The organism is Bacillus sp. NPDC060175 (genome assembly GCF_042728695.1).
Classification (GTDB): Bacteria; Bacillota; Bacilli; order Bacillales; family Bacillaceae_G; genus Bacillus_A.
In genome coordinates this window covers 54,668-69,282 of record NZ_JBHWYR010000004.1, presented here as the reverse complement: position 1 = coordinate 69,282, position 14,615 = coordinate 54,668, and the positions used below count along the sequence as shown (strand labels likewise).

The 14,615-nt window shown below is 36.9% G+C and carries 14 protein-coding genes; 13 read left to right on the top strand and 1 reads right to left on the bottom strand.

Going from position 1 to position 14,615, the window contains the following annotated elements; genetic code table 11:
- The first annotated feature begins 299 nt into the window (after window positions 1-299).
- Entirely contained in the window at window positions 300-416 is a 117-nt protein-coding gene (locus tag ACFWDE_RS03485; protein WP_002125236.1) for a DUF4027 family protein, read from the top strand.
- 130 nt (window positions 417-546) lie between these two features.
- Here the strand turns inward: ACFWDE_RS03485 and glpT are convergent, their stop codons facing one another.
- On the bottom strand, window positions 547-1,896 hold the full coding sequence (gene glpT, locus ACFWDE_RS03480; protein ID WP_377890076.1) for a glycerol-3-phosphate transporter: 1,350 nt from the start codon (window positions 1,894-1,896) through the stop codon (window positions 547-549).
- Between the two features lie 271 nt (window positions 1,897-2,167).
- Between glpT and ACFWDE_RS03475 the strand changes: the two genes are divergently transcribed.
- The 12 genes from ACFWDE_RS03475 (at window position 2,168) to ACFWDE_RS03420 (ending at window position 14,601) form a co-directional block, all read left to right on the top strand.
- The gene (locus ACFWDE_RS03475; RefSeq protein WP_264540095.1) at window positions 2,168-2,626 is read left to right on the top strand and encodes a MarR family winged helix-turn-helix transcriptional regulator; all 459 of its coding nucleotides are present in this window, start codon (window positions 2,168-2,170) and stop codon (window positions 2,624-2,626) included.
- A gap of 19 nt (window positions 2,627-2,645) precedes the next feature.
- Window positions 2,646-4,259: an MDR family MFS transporter gene (locus ACFWDE_RS03470; RefSeq protein ID WP_002114116.1), complete on the top strand. Its 1,614-nt coding sequence runs from the start codon at window positions 2,646-2,648 to the stop codon at window positions 4,257-4,259.
- Between the two features lie 138 nt (window positions 4,260-4,397).
- Window positions 4,398-5,369: a ribose operon transcriptional repressor RbsR gene (gene rbsR, locus ACFWDE_RS03465; RefSeq protein ID WP_113937912.1), complete on the top strand. Its 972-nt coding sequence runs from the start codon at window positions 4,398-4,400 to the stop codon at window positions 5,367-5,369.
- A gap of 13 nt (window positions 5,370-5,382) precedes the next feature.
- Window positions 5,383-6,279, top strand: coding sequence for a ribokinase (rbsK, locus tag ACFWDE_RS03460; RefSeq protein WP_377890073.1), 897 nt, complete (start codon window positions 5,383-5,385; stop codon window positions 6,277-6,279).
- On the top strand, window positions 6,276-6,671 hold the full coding sequence (gene rbsD, locus ACFWDE_RS03455) for a D-ribose pyranase (protein ID WP_002204437.1): 396 nt from the start codon (window positions 6,276-6,278) through the stop codon (window positions 6,669-6,671). The genes rbsK and rbsD overlap by 4 nt, the downstream gene beginning before the upstream one ends.
- A gap of 18 nt (window positions 6,672-6,689) precedes the next feature.
- Window positions 6,690-8,174, top strand: a complete 1,485-nt coding sequence (rbsA, locus tag ACFWDE_RS03450) for a ribose ABC transporter ATP-binding protein RbsA (RefSeq protein ID WP_377890070.1) — start codon at window positions 6,690-6,692, stop codon at window positions 8,172-8,174.
- Window positions 8,175-8,177: 3 nt separating this feature from the next.
- Window positions 8,178-9,113 (top strand): ABC transporter permease subunit, encoded by a 936-nt coding sequence (locus ACFWDE_RS03445; protein WP_377890067.1) that lies wholly within the window; start codon window positions 8,178-8,180, stop codon window positions 9,111-9,113.
- 14 nt (window positions 9,114-9,127) lie between these two features.
- Window positions 9,128-10,051 (top strand): ribose ABC transporter substrate-binding protein RbsB, encoded by a 924-nt coding sequence (gene rbsB / locus ACFWDE_RS03440; RefSeq protein WP_377890065.1) that lies wholly within the window; start codon window positions 9,128-9,130, stop codon window positions 10,049-10,051.
- 38 nt (window positions 10,052-10,089) lie between these two features.
- Entirely contained in the window at window positions 10,090-10,737 is a 648-nt protein-coding gene (fsa, locus tag ACFWDE_RS03435) for a fructose-6-phosphate aldolase (RefSeq protein WP_000667669.1), read from the top strand.
- Between the two features lie 457 nt (window positions 10,738-11,194).
- Window positions 11,195-13,588 carry a M6 family metalloprotease immune inhibitor InhA2 gene (gene inhA2 / locus ACFWDE_RS03430; protein ID WP_377890063.1) on the top strand — a complete coding sequence of 798 codons (2,394 nt, stop codon included), beginning with the start codon at window positions 11,195-11,197 and terminating at the stop codon, window positions 13,586-13,588.
- Window positions 13,589-13,908: 320 nt separating this feature from the next.
- Window positions 13,909-14,250: a hypothetical protein gene (locus ACFWDE_RS03425; RefSeq protein ID WP_002201770.1), complete on the top strand. Its 342-nt coding sequence runs from the start codon at window positions 13,909-13,911 to the stop codon at window positions 14,248-14,250.
- 21 nt (window positions 14,251-14,271) lie between these two features.
- The gene (locus tag ACFWDE_RS03420; protein ID WP_377890060.1) at window positions 14,272-14,601 is read left to right on the top strand and encodes a hypothetical protein; all 330 of its coding nucleotides are present in this window, start codon (window positions 14,272-14,274) and stop codon (window positions 14,599-14,601) included.
- The last annotated feature ends 14 nt before the right edge of the window (window positions 14,602-14,615 follow it).

The following is a 14,615-nucleotide window of genomic DNA, read 5'->3' as shown; positions in this document are numbered from 1 at the left end:
TGTTCATCCCCGACCTAACTTCTTTGCTTTCACTGAATTTTGAGGTGGGGGTCTTACTGCCCGGCGAATAGCGGGATAAAATAAATTGAGTGAGATATTCTGTGATGTAAGCAAGACCTTGATATAATTCGAGGTCTTTTTTGATGTATTAAGAGGGAGAATGTGGACAGAATATATATAAGTTTTAAAAAATGTTAACTTACAAATTTGTAAGTTAGTTGTCAGCGAAATCGATGTTATGAAATTTTTCCCATTGATACAATAAAAATATCAAAGGGGATATAGGGAGGATGGAAGGTATGAAATCATTTCAAAATTTGTCTTATAGCCAAGGGGTAAGTTTAATTTGTTTAGGTGGATTTGCTGGATCTGTTATGTTAGCTGTTTTAATAAAGATGTTTCAGCAAATGTTTTAATCGTATGAATAGAAGGGAAATGATTAATATAAATAGCAAGAGAAGAACGATAAATAAAAAATAGCTCTTAGCATGTAAGTAAATGCTGAGAGCTATTTTTATGTTTATTTTTCTACACATTATATTTTGTTTAAACTTCTTTTGATTTAGCAGATCCTGTATTTAAAGTAAGAGCAAGGAAGAACATTGCAAGCACACAAGAAGCAAGGAGCAAAATGAATCCGCCGTCCCATCCGAATGCATCTACGATAAAGCCCATAGCGGCACTAGCGAAAGTTGCTCCACCTAAGTAACCGAAGAAGCCAGTTAGGCCTGCTGCAGTTCCAGCAGCTTTCTTTGGTGCTAAGTCAAGAGCGTGTAGACCAATTAACATAACAGGTCCGTAAATTAAAAATCCAATTGAGACAAGTGCGATACTATCAACCATTGGATTACCAGGAGGATTTAGCCAGTAAACAAGAACGGCAATGAATACACCGACCATAAATAAAATACCAGCAGGTGCGCGGCGCCCTTTAAATAGTTTATCACTCATCCATCCGCAAAGAAGTGTACCTGGAATACCAGCCCATTCGTATAGAGCATAAGCTGTACGTGAGCTACTATGAGTAAAGCTTTTTTCTTCTACTAAATAAGTAGGAGCCCAGTCTACAACGCCGTAACGAACGAAATAAACAAAAACGTTAGCGATAGCGATGTACCATAAAAACTTATTGTTTAATATGTATGTAAATAAAATTTCCTTTACCGAAAGCTCGCGTTCACGGTCCGCTACTTTTTCATCTGATGGATATTCCCCAGTGTGTTCTTCAATAGAAGGTAATCCGCAAGATTGAGGTGTATCTCTCATCGTAATTAATACATAAATACCCACTAAAATTGAAAGAATACCTGGGAAGTAAAATATACTTTTCCAGTCATTTGCAAAGAAATATAAGCCTAATGTAACGAGAGAAGGCATAAGCGCGCCGCCGACATTATGAGCGACGTTCCAAATAGACATTTTTGTACCACGTTCACTAACGGAGAACCAGTGAACCATCGTACGGCCACAAGGAGGCCATCCCATACCTTGTACCCATCCATTTAAAAACTGAAGTACAAACATAAGTATAATGCTCGTTGTAATGAAAGAAAATGAGCCGAAAATAATATTAATGATACCGGATAAAAATAGCCCAGCTGCTAAAAAGTAGCGAGGATTACAACGATCGGATACGATACCCATAAGAAATTTACTTAATCCGTAAGCGATAGATACTGCTGAAAGGATAACTCCAAGTTCCCCTTTACTAAAGCCTTGTTCGATTAAGTATGGCATTGCGAGTGAAAAGTTTTTTCGAACAAAGTAGTAACCCGCATAACCGATGAAGATACCTAAGAATACTTGTAAACGCAATTTACGGTATTCGCTATCAGTGCGATCAGTAGGTAAGCGTTCTGCGTGGGGCGCAGGTTTAAATAATTGTGTGAAAAACATAAAATGAAAATCCTCCCCTAATTAATTCGAAGCGTTTTAAGACAGAGAGAACACAAAAAGGCTATGAAATATAAAAAAGTTCCCTTTTTTATGATTCATAGCCGTATACTCCGATTCTCCGTGACTGTCAATATTAACTTCGACGAAAATTATACAACTTTGCGACAAAAATGTAAACGTTTTTATAAAGAAAGTTGTTGACGTATTTTGTTTGTGGGATTAATATTTAAATACGTTAAATATTTTATTGCTTAAATAAGAGGTGGATAACATGCCAAATGATATGACTCATATTGATAAGATTCAAGCTCTTACATTCGCTATAGGAAAGAAAATGCAAACAGAGCTATTAGAACAAATGCAAGCATCAGGACTTACACCACCGCAGTTTTATATTTTAAAGATTTTAGATCATTACGGAGCTTCAAGAGCGACACAATTGGCGGAGAAAATGTACGTGAAACCGAGCGCGATTACAGTAATGATTGATCGTTTAATTGATCATGGGTTAGTAGAGCGCTATCACGACGATAATGATCGCCGCGTTGTTATCATTGAGCTAACGAAAAAGGGGAAAGCTGCAGTAGAAGAAGCGATGGCGGCTCGTAATGAGCATATTGCAAAATACTTCTCACACTTAGAATTACAAGAGAGGGAAGATTTGTTACGCCTCTTTGAAAAGCTAGAAACAATTATTTGCGGGACACAAGAGAAAAAAGAGAAAAACTAAGAGGAATTGAGGAGATTACATGGAGCAACAAGAAAATCAGAATAGAAAGTTGTTGTTAATCGGTTTAGTAATCGCAATGCTATTTGCTGCATTGGACGGAACAATCGTTGGTACAGCAATGCCGCGTATCGTCGGTGAGCTAGGCGGATTAAGTTTAATGACATGGTTAACAACAGCTTACATGTTAACATCAACAACGGTTGTACCGATTGCAGGTAAATTAGCGGATTTACTTGGGCGTCGTAACGTATATATAGCAGGATTAATTATCTTTATGGCTGGTTCAGCGTTATGTGGTATGGCAAACGGTATGACAGAATTAATTATTTTCCGTGGTATTCAAGGTCTTGGTGGCGGTATTATGATGCCAATGGCTATGATTATTATCGGAGATATGTTCACGGGAAAAGAACGTGCTAAATGGCAAGGTATTTTTGGAGCTCTATATGGTCTTGCCTCTGTAATTGGACCACAAGTTGGTGGTTGGATTGTAGACGCAGTGGACTGGAGATGGGTATTCTATATTAACTTACCAGTTGGTATTTTAGCGACAATCTTTATTGCAATGGGATTAAAAGCACATAAACAAACAGGACCAATTAAAATTGATATCGCTGGAATCTTCACGATGATTCTCGGTGTTGTAAGTTTATTACTTGCGTTAACGTTTGGCGGGAAAGATTATGCATGGGGTTCTTGGCAAATTATCGGGTTATTTGCACTAGCTGCCATTGGTATTGTTAGCTTTGTTATTGTTGAAACGAAGGCTGAAGAACCAATTTTACCGATGCACTTCTTTAAAAACCGCACATTTACACTACTGAATGCGATCGGTTTCTTTATGAGTATCGGAATGTTTGGAGCAATTATGTTCGTACCGTTCTTTATGCAAGGAATTGTAGGCGTAAGTGCTGCTGAATCAGGAACGATTATGACACCGATGATGATCACAATGATCGTTATGAGTATTATCGGTGGTCAACTTGTATTAAAAGTTGGTGTGAAACCACAAATTATTACAGGGATGCTTATTATGGCTAGTGGTTTCTGGTTATTAACAACGATGGATATGCACACAACTAAGCTTACCGCTACTTCTTATATGATGATTATCGGTTTAGGAATGGGTCTTGTTATGCCGATATTAACATTAGCATTACAAGAAAGCTTCCCGAAAAAAGATCTTGGTGTTGTAACATCATCAAGTCAATTCTTCCGTCAAATCGGTGGAACGTTTGGGATTACAATTTTAGGATCAATTATGAATAACACTTCAGGTACAACGTTAACAAATAAATTAGTACCTGTATTAGATACATTCCCAAAAGAAGCGGGACAAATGGTAACAAAATTGAAAGATATGATTCATACAGATCCACAGAGTTTATATTCTATGCTCTTTAGTCCAGAGGCATTAAAACAAATGCCAGAAGCATTTTCTAACAGTATCGTACCGGTTTTGAAAAGTTCTTTGGTGGATTCGCTTCATACTGTATTTTTAACAGGATTAGTATTTATCGTAGTAGGTGCAATCTTTACGATTTTCTTACAGAAGATTAAACTATCTGATCGTAAAAAAGCTGCAGAAGAGCCTGCTGTAGAAGAGAAAGAACAAACTGTATCATATTCATAATGAAAAAGCATCGCCTTATGGCGGTGCTTTTTTTGAGTATAACCTTAAAAGCTTTTTAGTGAGAAATGATTGACGTATTTTTATAAATGCGTTATATTATTTTCTGTAAACGGTTACATGAAATGAGGAGAAAAGAGAATGAGTACGATTAAAGACGTTGCAAAATTAGCAGGGGTATCTGTTGCGACCGTTTCCAGAGTGTTAAATAAAAATGGATATGTTCATGAGGATACATTAAAAAAAGTAGAGCGAGCAATTGAAATGCTAGATTATAAGCCTAGTACAGTAGCACGATCTTTATACAATAAAAAATCTCGTTTAATTGGCTTAGTTGTTCCAAATATCGTGAATCCATTCTTTCCAGAAGTTGCACGTGCCGTAGAAGATGTAGCACATAAGCAAGGTTACACAGTTGTCCTTTGTAACTCTGATGAAAATTTAGAAAAAGAGAAACAATACATTGATGTGCTTAGACAAAATAATGTGGACGGGTTTATTGTGGCAACGAATCCACAAAATAGTGTTAATTACATGAATTTATCTATTCCAGTTGTTGCGATTGACCGTATGTTTAATGAGCGCATTCCTACTGTATATGCAGATAACTATGCAGGGAGCCAGGCGGCGACAAAGTTATTAATAGACAAAGGGTGTAAACATATTGCACATATTCGTGGACCGCGTGATGTGAGCACAGCTAATGAACGTTTTGAAGGTTTTGTAGACGTTATTACGCAAAATAATCTTTCTTATATGATTGCAGAGAGTACATTCGATCCAGCTAATAGTGAACAGGTCGCGGTGGAATTATTAGAAGAATATCCGCATATTGATGGAATTGTTGCTGGGAATGATTTAATTGCAATCGGTGTTGTAAAGGCTGCACTTCAAAAAGGAATTTCTATTCCAGACGATTTACAAATTATCGGATTCGATGGAATTTCTTTAACAGAAATGATGTATCCATCTATTACAACTGTTGCACAGCCAATTTATGAAATGGGGAAAATTGCAACAGAGTTGCTTTTAGAGCAGATGGAAGGAAATCCATTAGAAGAGAAACACTATCGTTTACCGATTGAAATTATAGAACGAAATACGACGAAGTAAGGAGATGAGACAGATGCCAAATATTGCAGTAGTAGGTAGTATTTCAATGGACTTAGTGGCTGTTTCAAAAATACGGCCGAAAGCAGGCGAAACGGTAATTGGTGAAGCATTTCATACGATCCCAGGAGGGAAAGGGGCCAACCAAGCAGTAGCTGCAGCTAGATTAGGAGCAAATGTAGCGATGGTTGGTGCAGTAGGAAATGATGATTACGGAACAGTAGTTAGAAAAAATTTAGAGAACGAACGCGTTTTTATCGACTATGTGGTACCGGTTACAGATAGAACGACAGGAATCGCTCATATCGTTTTAGCAGAAGAAGATAACAGCATTGTTGTCGTACAAGGAGCAAATGCTTTTGTAAATGAGTCGATTGTAGATCGTTCAAAAGACCTTCTTGTAAAAGCAGATATGGTTGTTCTTCAACTAGAGATTCCACTTGAAACAGTAAAATACGTTCTGGCTATTTGTGAGGAGCACAAAATTCCAGTTATGTTGAATCCAGCTCCAGCACAAATCTTATCAGAAGATATTTTAGAAAAAGCGACTTATATTACGCCGAATGAGCATGAATGTCGCATTGTATTAAATGATTTCACATCACCAATTGAAGATTTACTGGCTAAATATCCAAACAAACTACTGATGACAGAAGGTTCTAATGGTGTTCGTTTCCATAACGGAACGGAAGTTGTTCAAGTTTCAAGTATTGCCGTAGATGTAGTAGATACGACTGGAGCTGGTGATACATTTAATGGCGCGTTAGCAGTTGCGCTTTCTGAAGGAGAAACACTTCAAAAGGCTATTCGTTTCGCAAATATTGCTGGTGGTCTTTCTGTAACGAAACTTGGGGCACAGGGCGGTATGCCAACGAGAGATAGAGTACGTGAAGTGCAGGTGATTGTTGGATGAAAAAGCACGGTGTATTAAATAGTGAAATTGCGGCAGTCCTTGCTTCACTTGGACATACAGATACGATTGTAATTGCTGATTGCGGGTTACCTATTCCTGATGGAGTAAAACGAATTGATTTAGCAGTTGAAATTGGAAAGCCTAGCTTTTTAGACGTATTACAAGTAGTTGCTGATGATATGGCAATTGAGAAAGTGACGTTAGCAGAAGAAGTCATTATGAATAATGCGGTGGTAAATAAAGAAGTTGAGATGCGTTTAATAGAGCCAGCATTTGAATATGTGTCTCATAAGGAATTTAAAGAGTATACAAAGAGAGCGAAGGCGATTATTCGTACAGGAGAAGCAACGCCTTATGCGAATGTTATTTTACATGCAGGCGTGATTTTTTAATAAAGGGATGTGATGAGAATGCATATTGAAATGAAGAACATTTCAAAAGCGTTCAGTGGTAATCCTGTTCTAAAAAACGCACAGTTTATGATTGAAACAGGAGAAGTCCATGCATTGATGGGGGAAAATGGAGCGGGGAAATCGACGCTCATGAAGATTCTAACAGGTGTATATAAAAAAGACAGTGGAACAGTCACAATTGATGGACAAGAACGAACTTTTAAAAATGCGAAAGAAGCGGAAGAGTACGGTATTGCATTTATCCATCAAGAGTTGAACATATTACCGAATTTAACGGTAGCTGAAAATATGTTTCTTGGAAAAGAGTTAATGTATGGGAAAACGGGCATTTTACGTACGCGTCAAATGAATGCGATTGCCCAGCAACAATTGGCAGATCTTGGTCTACATGTGAGAGGTGCTATGCTAGCAGGTGAATTATCAGTTGGACAACAGCAAATTATTGAAATTGCTAAAGCATTAATGACAAATGCGAGCGTTATTATTATGGATGAACCTACAGCAGCATTAACAGATCGCGAAATTGAAACACTGTTTATTGTTATTAATAAATTGCGTAAAGAGGGCGTTTCGTTCGTTTATATTTCACACCGGATGGAAGAGATTTTTTCAATATGTGATGCCATTACGATTTTGCGTGATGGAGAATACGTAGGGAAAAAATTAATTCCAGAAACTTCATTTGATGAAGTAGTTAGCATGATGGTGGGCCGCAGTATTGGTGAACGTTATCCAGAACGAAATATTCAAATTGGCGAAGTGATTTTTGAAATGCGTAACGGAACGAAAAAGGGGAAATTTGAAAATGTTTCGTTTCAAGTTAGAAAAGGCGAAATCCTTGGTGTTGCCGGCTTGATGGGAGCTGGTCGCACGGATATTATGAAAGCGATATTTGGATATGAACCGCTTGATTCAGGACAAATTTTTATGAATGGACAAGAAGTGAAAATTGATAGTCCAATTGATGCGATTAGACAACGAATTGCCTTTATTACAGAGGATAGAAAATCTGAAGGGCTTGTGTTAGATTTTTCGATTCGTGAAAATTTAGCTTTACCAAATTTAGAAAGTCTTTCAAAGGGAAGCGTTGTTAATAAAGGTTTAGAACGTCAATTTACAGAGGATATGATGAAGCTTCTTAATGTGAAAGCAGCAAGCGGAGAGCAAGCGGTAAAATCTCTTTCTGGTGGAAATCAGCAAAAGATTGTAATTGCAAAATGGCTAGGTATTCATCCGCAGTTACTCATTTTAGATGAACCAACGAGAGGTGTAGATGTTGGGGCTAAAAAAGAAATTTACTCTATAATGAATAAGCTTACCGAGCAAGGAGATGCCGTTATTATGGTATCGTCGGAGCTTCCAGAAGTTTTAGGAATGAGTGATCGTATTCTCGTCATTCATGAAGGGAAAATCGGTGGTATTTTAGAGAAAGATCAGGCATCACAAGAGTCTATTATGGCACTAGCAACAGGGGGAGAGTAAGATATGGCTAAGAAGGGGAATGTATTACAACAACTCGGTTCTTTAATCGGGTTAGTATTAATTATCGTAGTGATTACAGCTCTAAATCCAGCATTTATTGAAATTCCAAATTTATTTAATATACTGCGCCAAGTATCGATTAATGCACTCATTGCATTTGGAATGACCTTCGTTATTTTAACAGGGGGTATTGACTTATCGGTAGGTTCTATTTTAGCATTATCAAGTGCACTTGTTGCCGGAATAATGGCAAGTGGCATGGATCCGTTCCTTGCAATGGCAGTTGGATTATTAGCAGGTCTTGTAATGGGAATTGTAAACGGTATCATTATTGCGAAGGGAAAAGTAGCTCCTTTTATTGCAACTTTAGCAACAATGACTATTTTTCGCGGGTTGACGCTTGTTTATATGGACGGACGTCCGATCACTGGTCTTGGTGATCATTTAATGTTCCAAATGTTTGGCCGTGGTTATTTCCTTGGTATTCCTGTGCCAGCCGTTACAATGATGATCGCTTTTGCAGTACTGTACTTTATTTTAAAGAAAACAACGTTTGGTCGCCGTACGTTTGCGATTGGTGGAAATGAAGAAGCGGCAGCTTTATCAGGTATTAATGTTACGAGAATTAAAGTAATGATTTACGGTCTTTCCGGAACTTTAGCAGCGCTTGCAGGTATTGTCTTAACATCAAGATTAGATTCTGCACAGCCGACTGCTGGTACTTCTTACGAATTAGATGCAATTGCTGCAGTTGTGTTAGGAGGAACGAGTCTTTCAGGTGGAAGAGGATGGATTGTTGGTACATTCATCGGTGTGCTTATTATTGGTGTACTAAATAACGGTTTAAATTTATTAGGTGTATCTTCTTTCTTCCAACAAGTTGTAAAAGGACTTGTAATCTTACTAGCTGTACTAATTGATCGTCGAAAAGAAGCGTAATGGAGGGGCAATTCATGAAAAAAGGGTTACTGATACTCGTTGCATGCATCATGGTAGTTACTGCTGGTTGTTCAATGGAACCACCAGATTGGGCAAAGGATTCTGGCGATAAAGGTCGAAATAAAACTATTAAAGTTGGATTTTCTGTTTCAACTTTAAATAATCCATTTTTCGTCACGTTGAAAAAAGGTGCAGAAAAGAAAGCAAAAGATAGTGGCATTGAATTAATTGCTGTTGATGCACAAAATGATGCAGCGAAGCAAACAAACGATGTTGAAGATTTAATTCAAAAAGGTGTCGATGTAGTTGTTATTAATCCAACCGACTCAGATGCTGTTGCTTCAGCGGTAAGTGCAGCCAATGCAGCCAATGTTCCTGTTATTACAGTAGACCGAGTTGCAAATTCAGGTAAAGTGGTTTCTCACATAGCTTCCAACAATGTAGAAGGTGGTCAAATGGCTAGTGATTACATTCGGGAATTAGTTGGTGAAGGAACAAATGTCGCTGAGTTAGAAGGAATCCCTGGATCGTCTGCTGCTCGTGAGCGTGGGAAAGGATTCCATAACGTAGCTGATAAGTCTTTAAAAGTAGTAGCAAAACAAGCAGCTGATTTCGATCGTGCAAAAGGATTATCCGTTATGGAAAATATTTTGCAAGCGAATAGCGATATAAAAGCAGTGTTTGCTCATAACGATGAAATGGCATTAGGTGCACTTGAGGCATTGAAATCTGCTGGTAAAACGGATGTAGTCGTTGTTGGGTTTGATGCAACGGACGATGCTGTAAAAGCGGTTAAAGATGGGCGCATGGCAGCAACAGTCGCTCAAAAACCGGAATTAATCGGAGAGAAGGCGATGGAAACAGCAAAAGAAATAACACAAGGTAAAAAAGTGGACAAATTTATTCCGATTGAATTAGAGCTTATTAAGAAAAAATAAATAAATATAAAATGAAAATTAGGAAGGAAGAATAACAAATGAAATTTTTTATTGATACAGCAAACATTAACGAAATTAAAGAGGCAAATGCATTAGGTGTAGTAGCTGGAGTAACGACAAATCCATCACTTGTAGCAAAAGAAGGCGTAGATTTCCATGAGCGTATTCGTGAAATTTGCAGCTTTATTGAAGGACCTGTAAGTGCAGAAGTAATTAGCTTAGAAGCTGATAAAATGATTGAAGAAGGAAAAGAGTTAGCAAAAATCGCTCCAAACGTTGTTGTAAAAGTTCCAATGACAACAGAAGGCTTAAAAGCAGTAAAAGCATTCTCAGATTTAGGAATTCGTACAAACGTTACATTAGTATTCTCAGCAGTTCAAGCATTACTTGCAGCTCGCGCTGGTGCGACATATGTTTCACCTTTCTTAGGTCGCCTAGATGATATCGGTCATAACGGTATGGACTTAATCCGTCAAATCGCAGAAATCTTTGCAATTCACGGCATTGAAACAGAAATCATTGCAGCATCTGTACGTCACAGCGTTCACGTAACAGAAGCAGCATTAAACGGTTCACATATTGCAACAATCCCAGCAAACGTAATTGCTTCATTAGTTAAGCATCCATTAACAGATCAAGGAATTGAGAAATTCTTAGCTGATTGGGAAAAAACACAAGAGAAATAATATGAAATCGAGAATCCTAGTTTAATTGACTAGGGTTCTTTTTTTATTTAAGGGAATTTTCATGCAATTTTGCATATTGTCTTTTAAATTTTTAATATAAGCTATTTAATATATACAAATCACTCTTTATTTTTTATATTTCGATATAAAGTGAAACTTTAATCAATGGGGGGGGTGTCCATCCCCCACTGATTATCAGCCCTCACCAATCGGGCGTTTACGGGCAATTATCTACCACCTAACTTCCTCGCATTCGCCGAATTTTGAGGTGGGAGTCTTACTGCCCGCAAATAGCGGGATAAAAAAATAGAGGGTCTGACCAGAAAACTGGAGGGCATGATTCTATAACAGAAGGTTTATCGTTTATAGAATTATGTCTTTTTTATATAAGGGAGGATAGCGGTTAGTTTATGTTCTATTATCAGAATTTTAAGATTTGTAAAAGGGGAGAAATACAATGAGAAGAAAAACACCATTTAAAGTGTTGTCGTCATTAGCAATTGCGACAATCATCGGATGCACATCTGTAATGAGTGCTCCGTTAGCATATGCAGAAACGCCAGCAAAAGAAAGTATGTCTACAACGCCAATTGATCATAATTTAATTCAAGAAGATCGTTTAGCGGAAGCGTTGAAAGAAAGAGGAACAATTAATCCAGCATCGTCTAAAGAAGAGGCAAAAAAGGCTGTAGAGCAATATATTGAAAAGAAACAAGGGGATCAGGTAAATAAAGAAATTCTTCCAGAGGATACGGCAAAAGAAGCATCTGATTTCGTGAAAAAGGTAAAAGAGAAAAAGATGGAAGAAAAGGAAAAAGTAAAGAAAGCTGAAAAAAATGTTAGCCCTGAGCAAAAGCCAGAGCCAAATAAAAAGCAATTAGATGGGAAAGTTCCAACCTCTAAAGCGGAACAAGCTCCATATAGTGGACCTGTCCGCAATGATAAAGTGTTAGTGTTACTCGTTGAATTTAGTGATTATAAACATAATAATATTGAGCAAACACCAGGTTATATGTATTCGAAAGATTTTAGTAGAGAACATTATCAAAAAATGCTATTTGGTAATGAACCTTACACATTATTTGATGGTTCGAAAGTAAAAACATTTAAACAATACTATGAAGAGCAGTCTGGTGGTAGTTATACGACAGACGGATATGTAACGGAGTGGCTAACTGTGCCAGGAAAAGCTGCTGATTACGGTGCTGATGGCAGTAGTGGTCATGATAATAAAGGACCAAAAGGCGCACGTGATTTAGTAAAGGAAGCTTTAAATGCAGCAGCTGAAAAGGGATTAGATTTATCTCAATTTGATCAATTTGACAGATATGATACAAATGGTGATGGTAATCAAAATGAATCCGACGGTGTAATTGATCATTTAATGGTAATTCATGCTGGTGTTGGTCAAGAAGCTGGTGGTGGTAAGTTAGGTGATGATGCAATTTGGTCACATCGTTCAAAATTAGCTACAGATCCAGTAGCGATTGAAGGGACAAAATCAAAGGTAGATTACTTTGGTGGAAAAGTAGCAGCGCATGATTACACAATTGAACCAGAAGACGGTGCAGTAGGTGTGTTTGCACATGAATTTGGACATGACCTTGGTTTACCAGATGAATATGATACGAAATACACAGGAAATGGATCTCCTGTTGAAGCTTGGTCATTAATGAGTGGTGGTAGTTGGACAGGAAAGATTGCAGGAACAGAGCCAACAAGTTTTTCACCACAAAATAAAGACTTTTTGCAAAAGAACATGGGTGGAAATTGGGCGAAAATTTTAGAAGTAGATTACGATAAAATTAAGCGTGGTGTAGGAATTCCTACATATATTGATCAAAGTGTTACGAAATCAAATCGTCCAGGTGTTGTACGTGTTAACTTACCAGATAAGAGTATTGAAACGATTAAACCTGGATTTGGAAAGCATGCATATTATAGTACAAGAGGCGATGATATGCATACGACATTAGAAACACCGTTCTTCGATTTAACGAAGGGAACAAATGCTAAGTTTGATTATAAAGCAAACTATGAATTAGAAGCAGAGTGTGATTTCATCGAAGTACATGCTGTAACTGAAGATGGAACGAAAACATTAATTGATAGACTAGGAGAAAAGATAGTACAAGATGATAAAGATACAACAGATGGGAAATGGATTGATAAATCATACGATTTAAGTCAATTTAAAGGGAAGAAAGTTAAACTACAATTCGACTATATTACAGATCCAGCTTTAACATATAAAGGTTTCGCAATGGATAATGTCAATGTAACAGTTGATGGACAAGTAGTATTTTCAGATGATGCAGAAGGACAATCGAAAATGAAGTTAACTGGATTCGTTGTTTCTGATGGGACAGAAAAGAAACCTCATTATTATTATCTAGAGTGGAGAAACTATGCTGGATCAGATAATGGATTAAAAGCGGGAAAAGGTCCGGTGTATAATACAGGTCTTGTCGTTTGGTATGCAGATGATAGTTTCAAAGATAACTGGGTTGGGGTGCATCCAGGTGAAGGCTTTCTTGGTGTTGTAGATTCTCATCCAGAAGCGATTGTTGGAAATTTAGGTGGGAAACCAGCATACGGTAATACTGGAATTCAAATTGCAGATGCTGCATTTTCGTTTGATCAAACACCTTCATGGAGTATGAATTCATTTACACGAGGACAGTTTAATTATACTGGATTACAAGGTGTTACAACGTTTGATGATTCAAAAGTATACAGTAATAAACAAATTGCTGATGCGGGACGAAAAGTTCCAAACCTTGGACTTAAATTCCAAGTTGTTGGACAAGCAGATGATAAGTCTGCAGGTGCTGTTTGGATTAGACGTTAATAAAATAAAAGCACATTCTTCATATGAAGAGTGTGCTTTTATATTTGTACATTAAGTTATTATTTTAGCTTGTGTAATACAACTGTTTATCTATGTGTAGTGTATCAAATTATGTGGGGAAAGGAAATATTTCCGAGGAAATTGTCGAAGTATCGTTGGTATTTATAAACTTTCTTTTTAAAAGAAGAGATGTAGCATTGCTTTTACAGTGCAATTTATTTACATTGTTATTTGGCTATACACAAAAGTAATATATTAGGCGAAAAAAGAGCTCTATTGGATAGAGCTCCTTTTTAATGACAGAAAGGAGTGAGTTATAAATGAAAGAAACAATTGCATGTCCACAATGTGAAGAGATTATTACTGCACAACATATTATCGATATCCCACATCCTTTTTCATTAAGGTGTCCGCATTGTAAGGTAAAGCTGAAAGAAATGAGGATAACACCATGCTTAATATTAGCGGCAATTTGTATTATCCCACTGTTTATTATTATTGGAGAGAGTATTAAAGAATTGCTAGGAAAACATTTTTCTATTGTAGATCATGTACCAACCGTACTTATTTTCTTCTTATTTTGTTATCCGTTGTATTATTTCTATGAAAAATATAATGCCATATTATTCATTAAATATGGTTTGTTGAAAGTTAAAAGTTGAATTGAATAGGAGATTATCATTATGTTGTGGAAAATTTATTTAGTAATTGTAGCGATATTAGCTATTACTTCGTTAGTAAGAGGGATGTTTCAAACACCGATTCAAAAGTTTGATTTTGTAGTGTCTATTATTACATGGATAGGACTATTTGGATTTGTTTTTGATGTACAAATATTGACGCCGATCGTTTGGCAATGCATCTTTGTGTTTAGCATCATTTGGACTTTAACTGCAGTTTTTGTTTTACGATTATATGAAGAGAAAGATGGGCCATTACCTTTTATATTTAAATTAATTGGCATTATCCCAACTTTTCCGTTATATTACGGATTATATCAATATGCATTTTAAAAAAGACAATGATG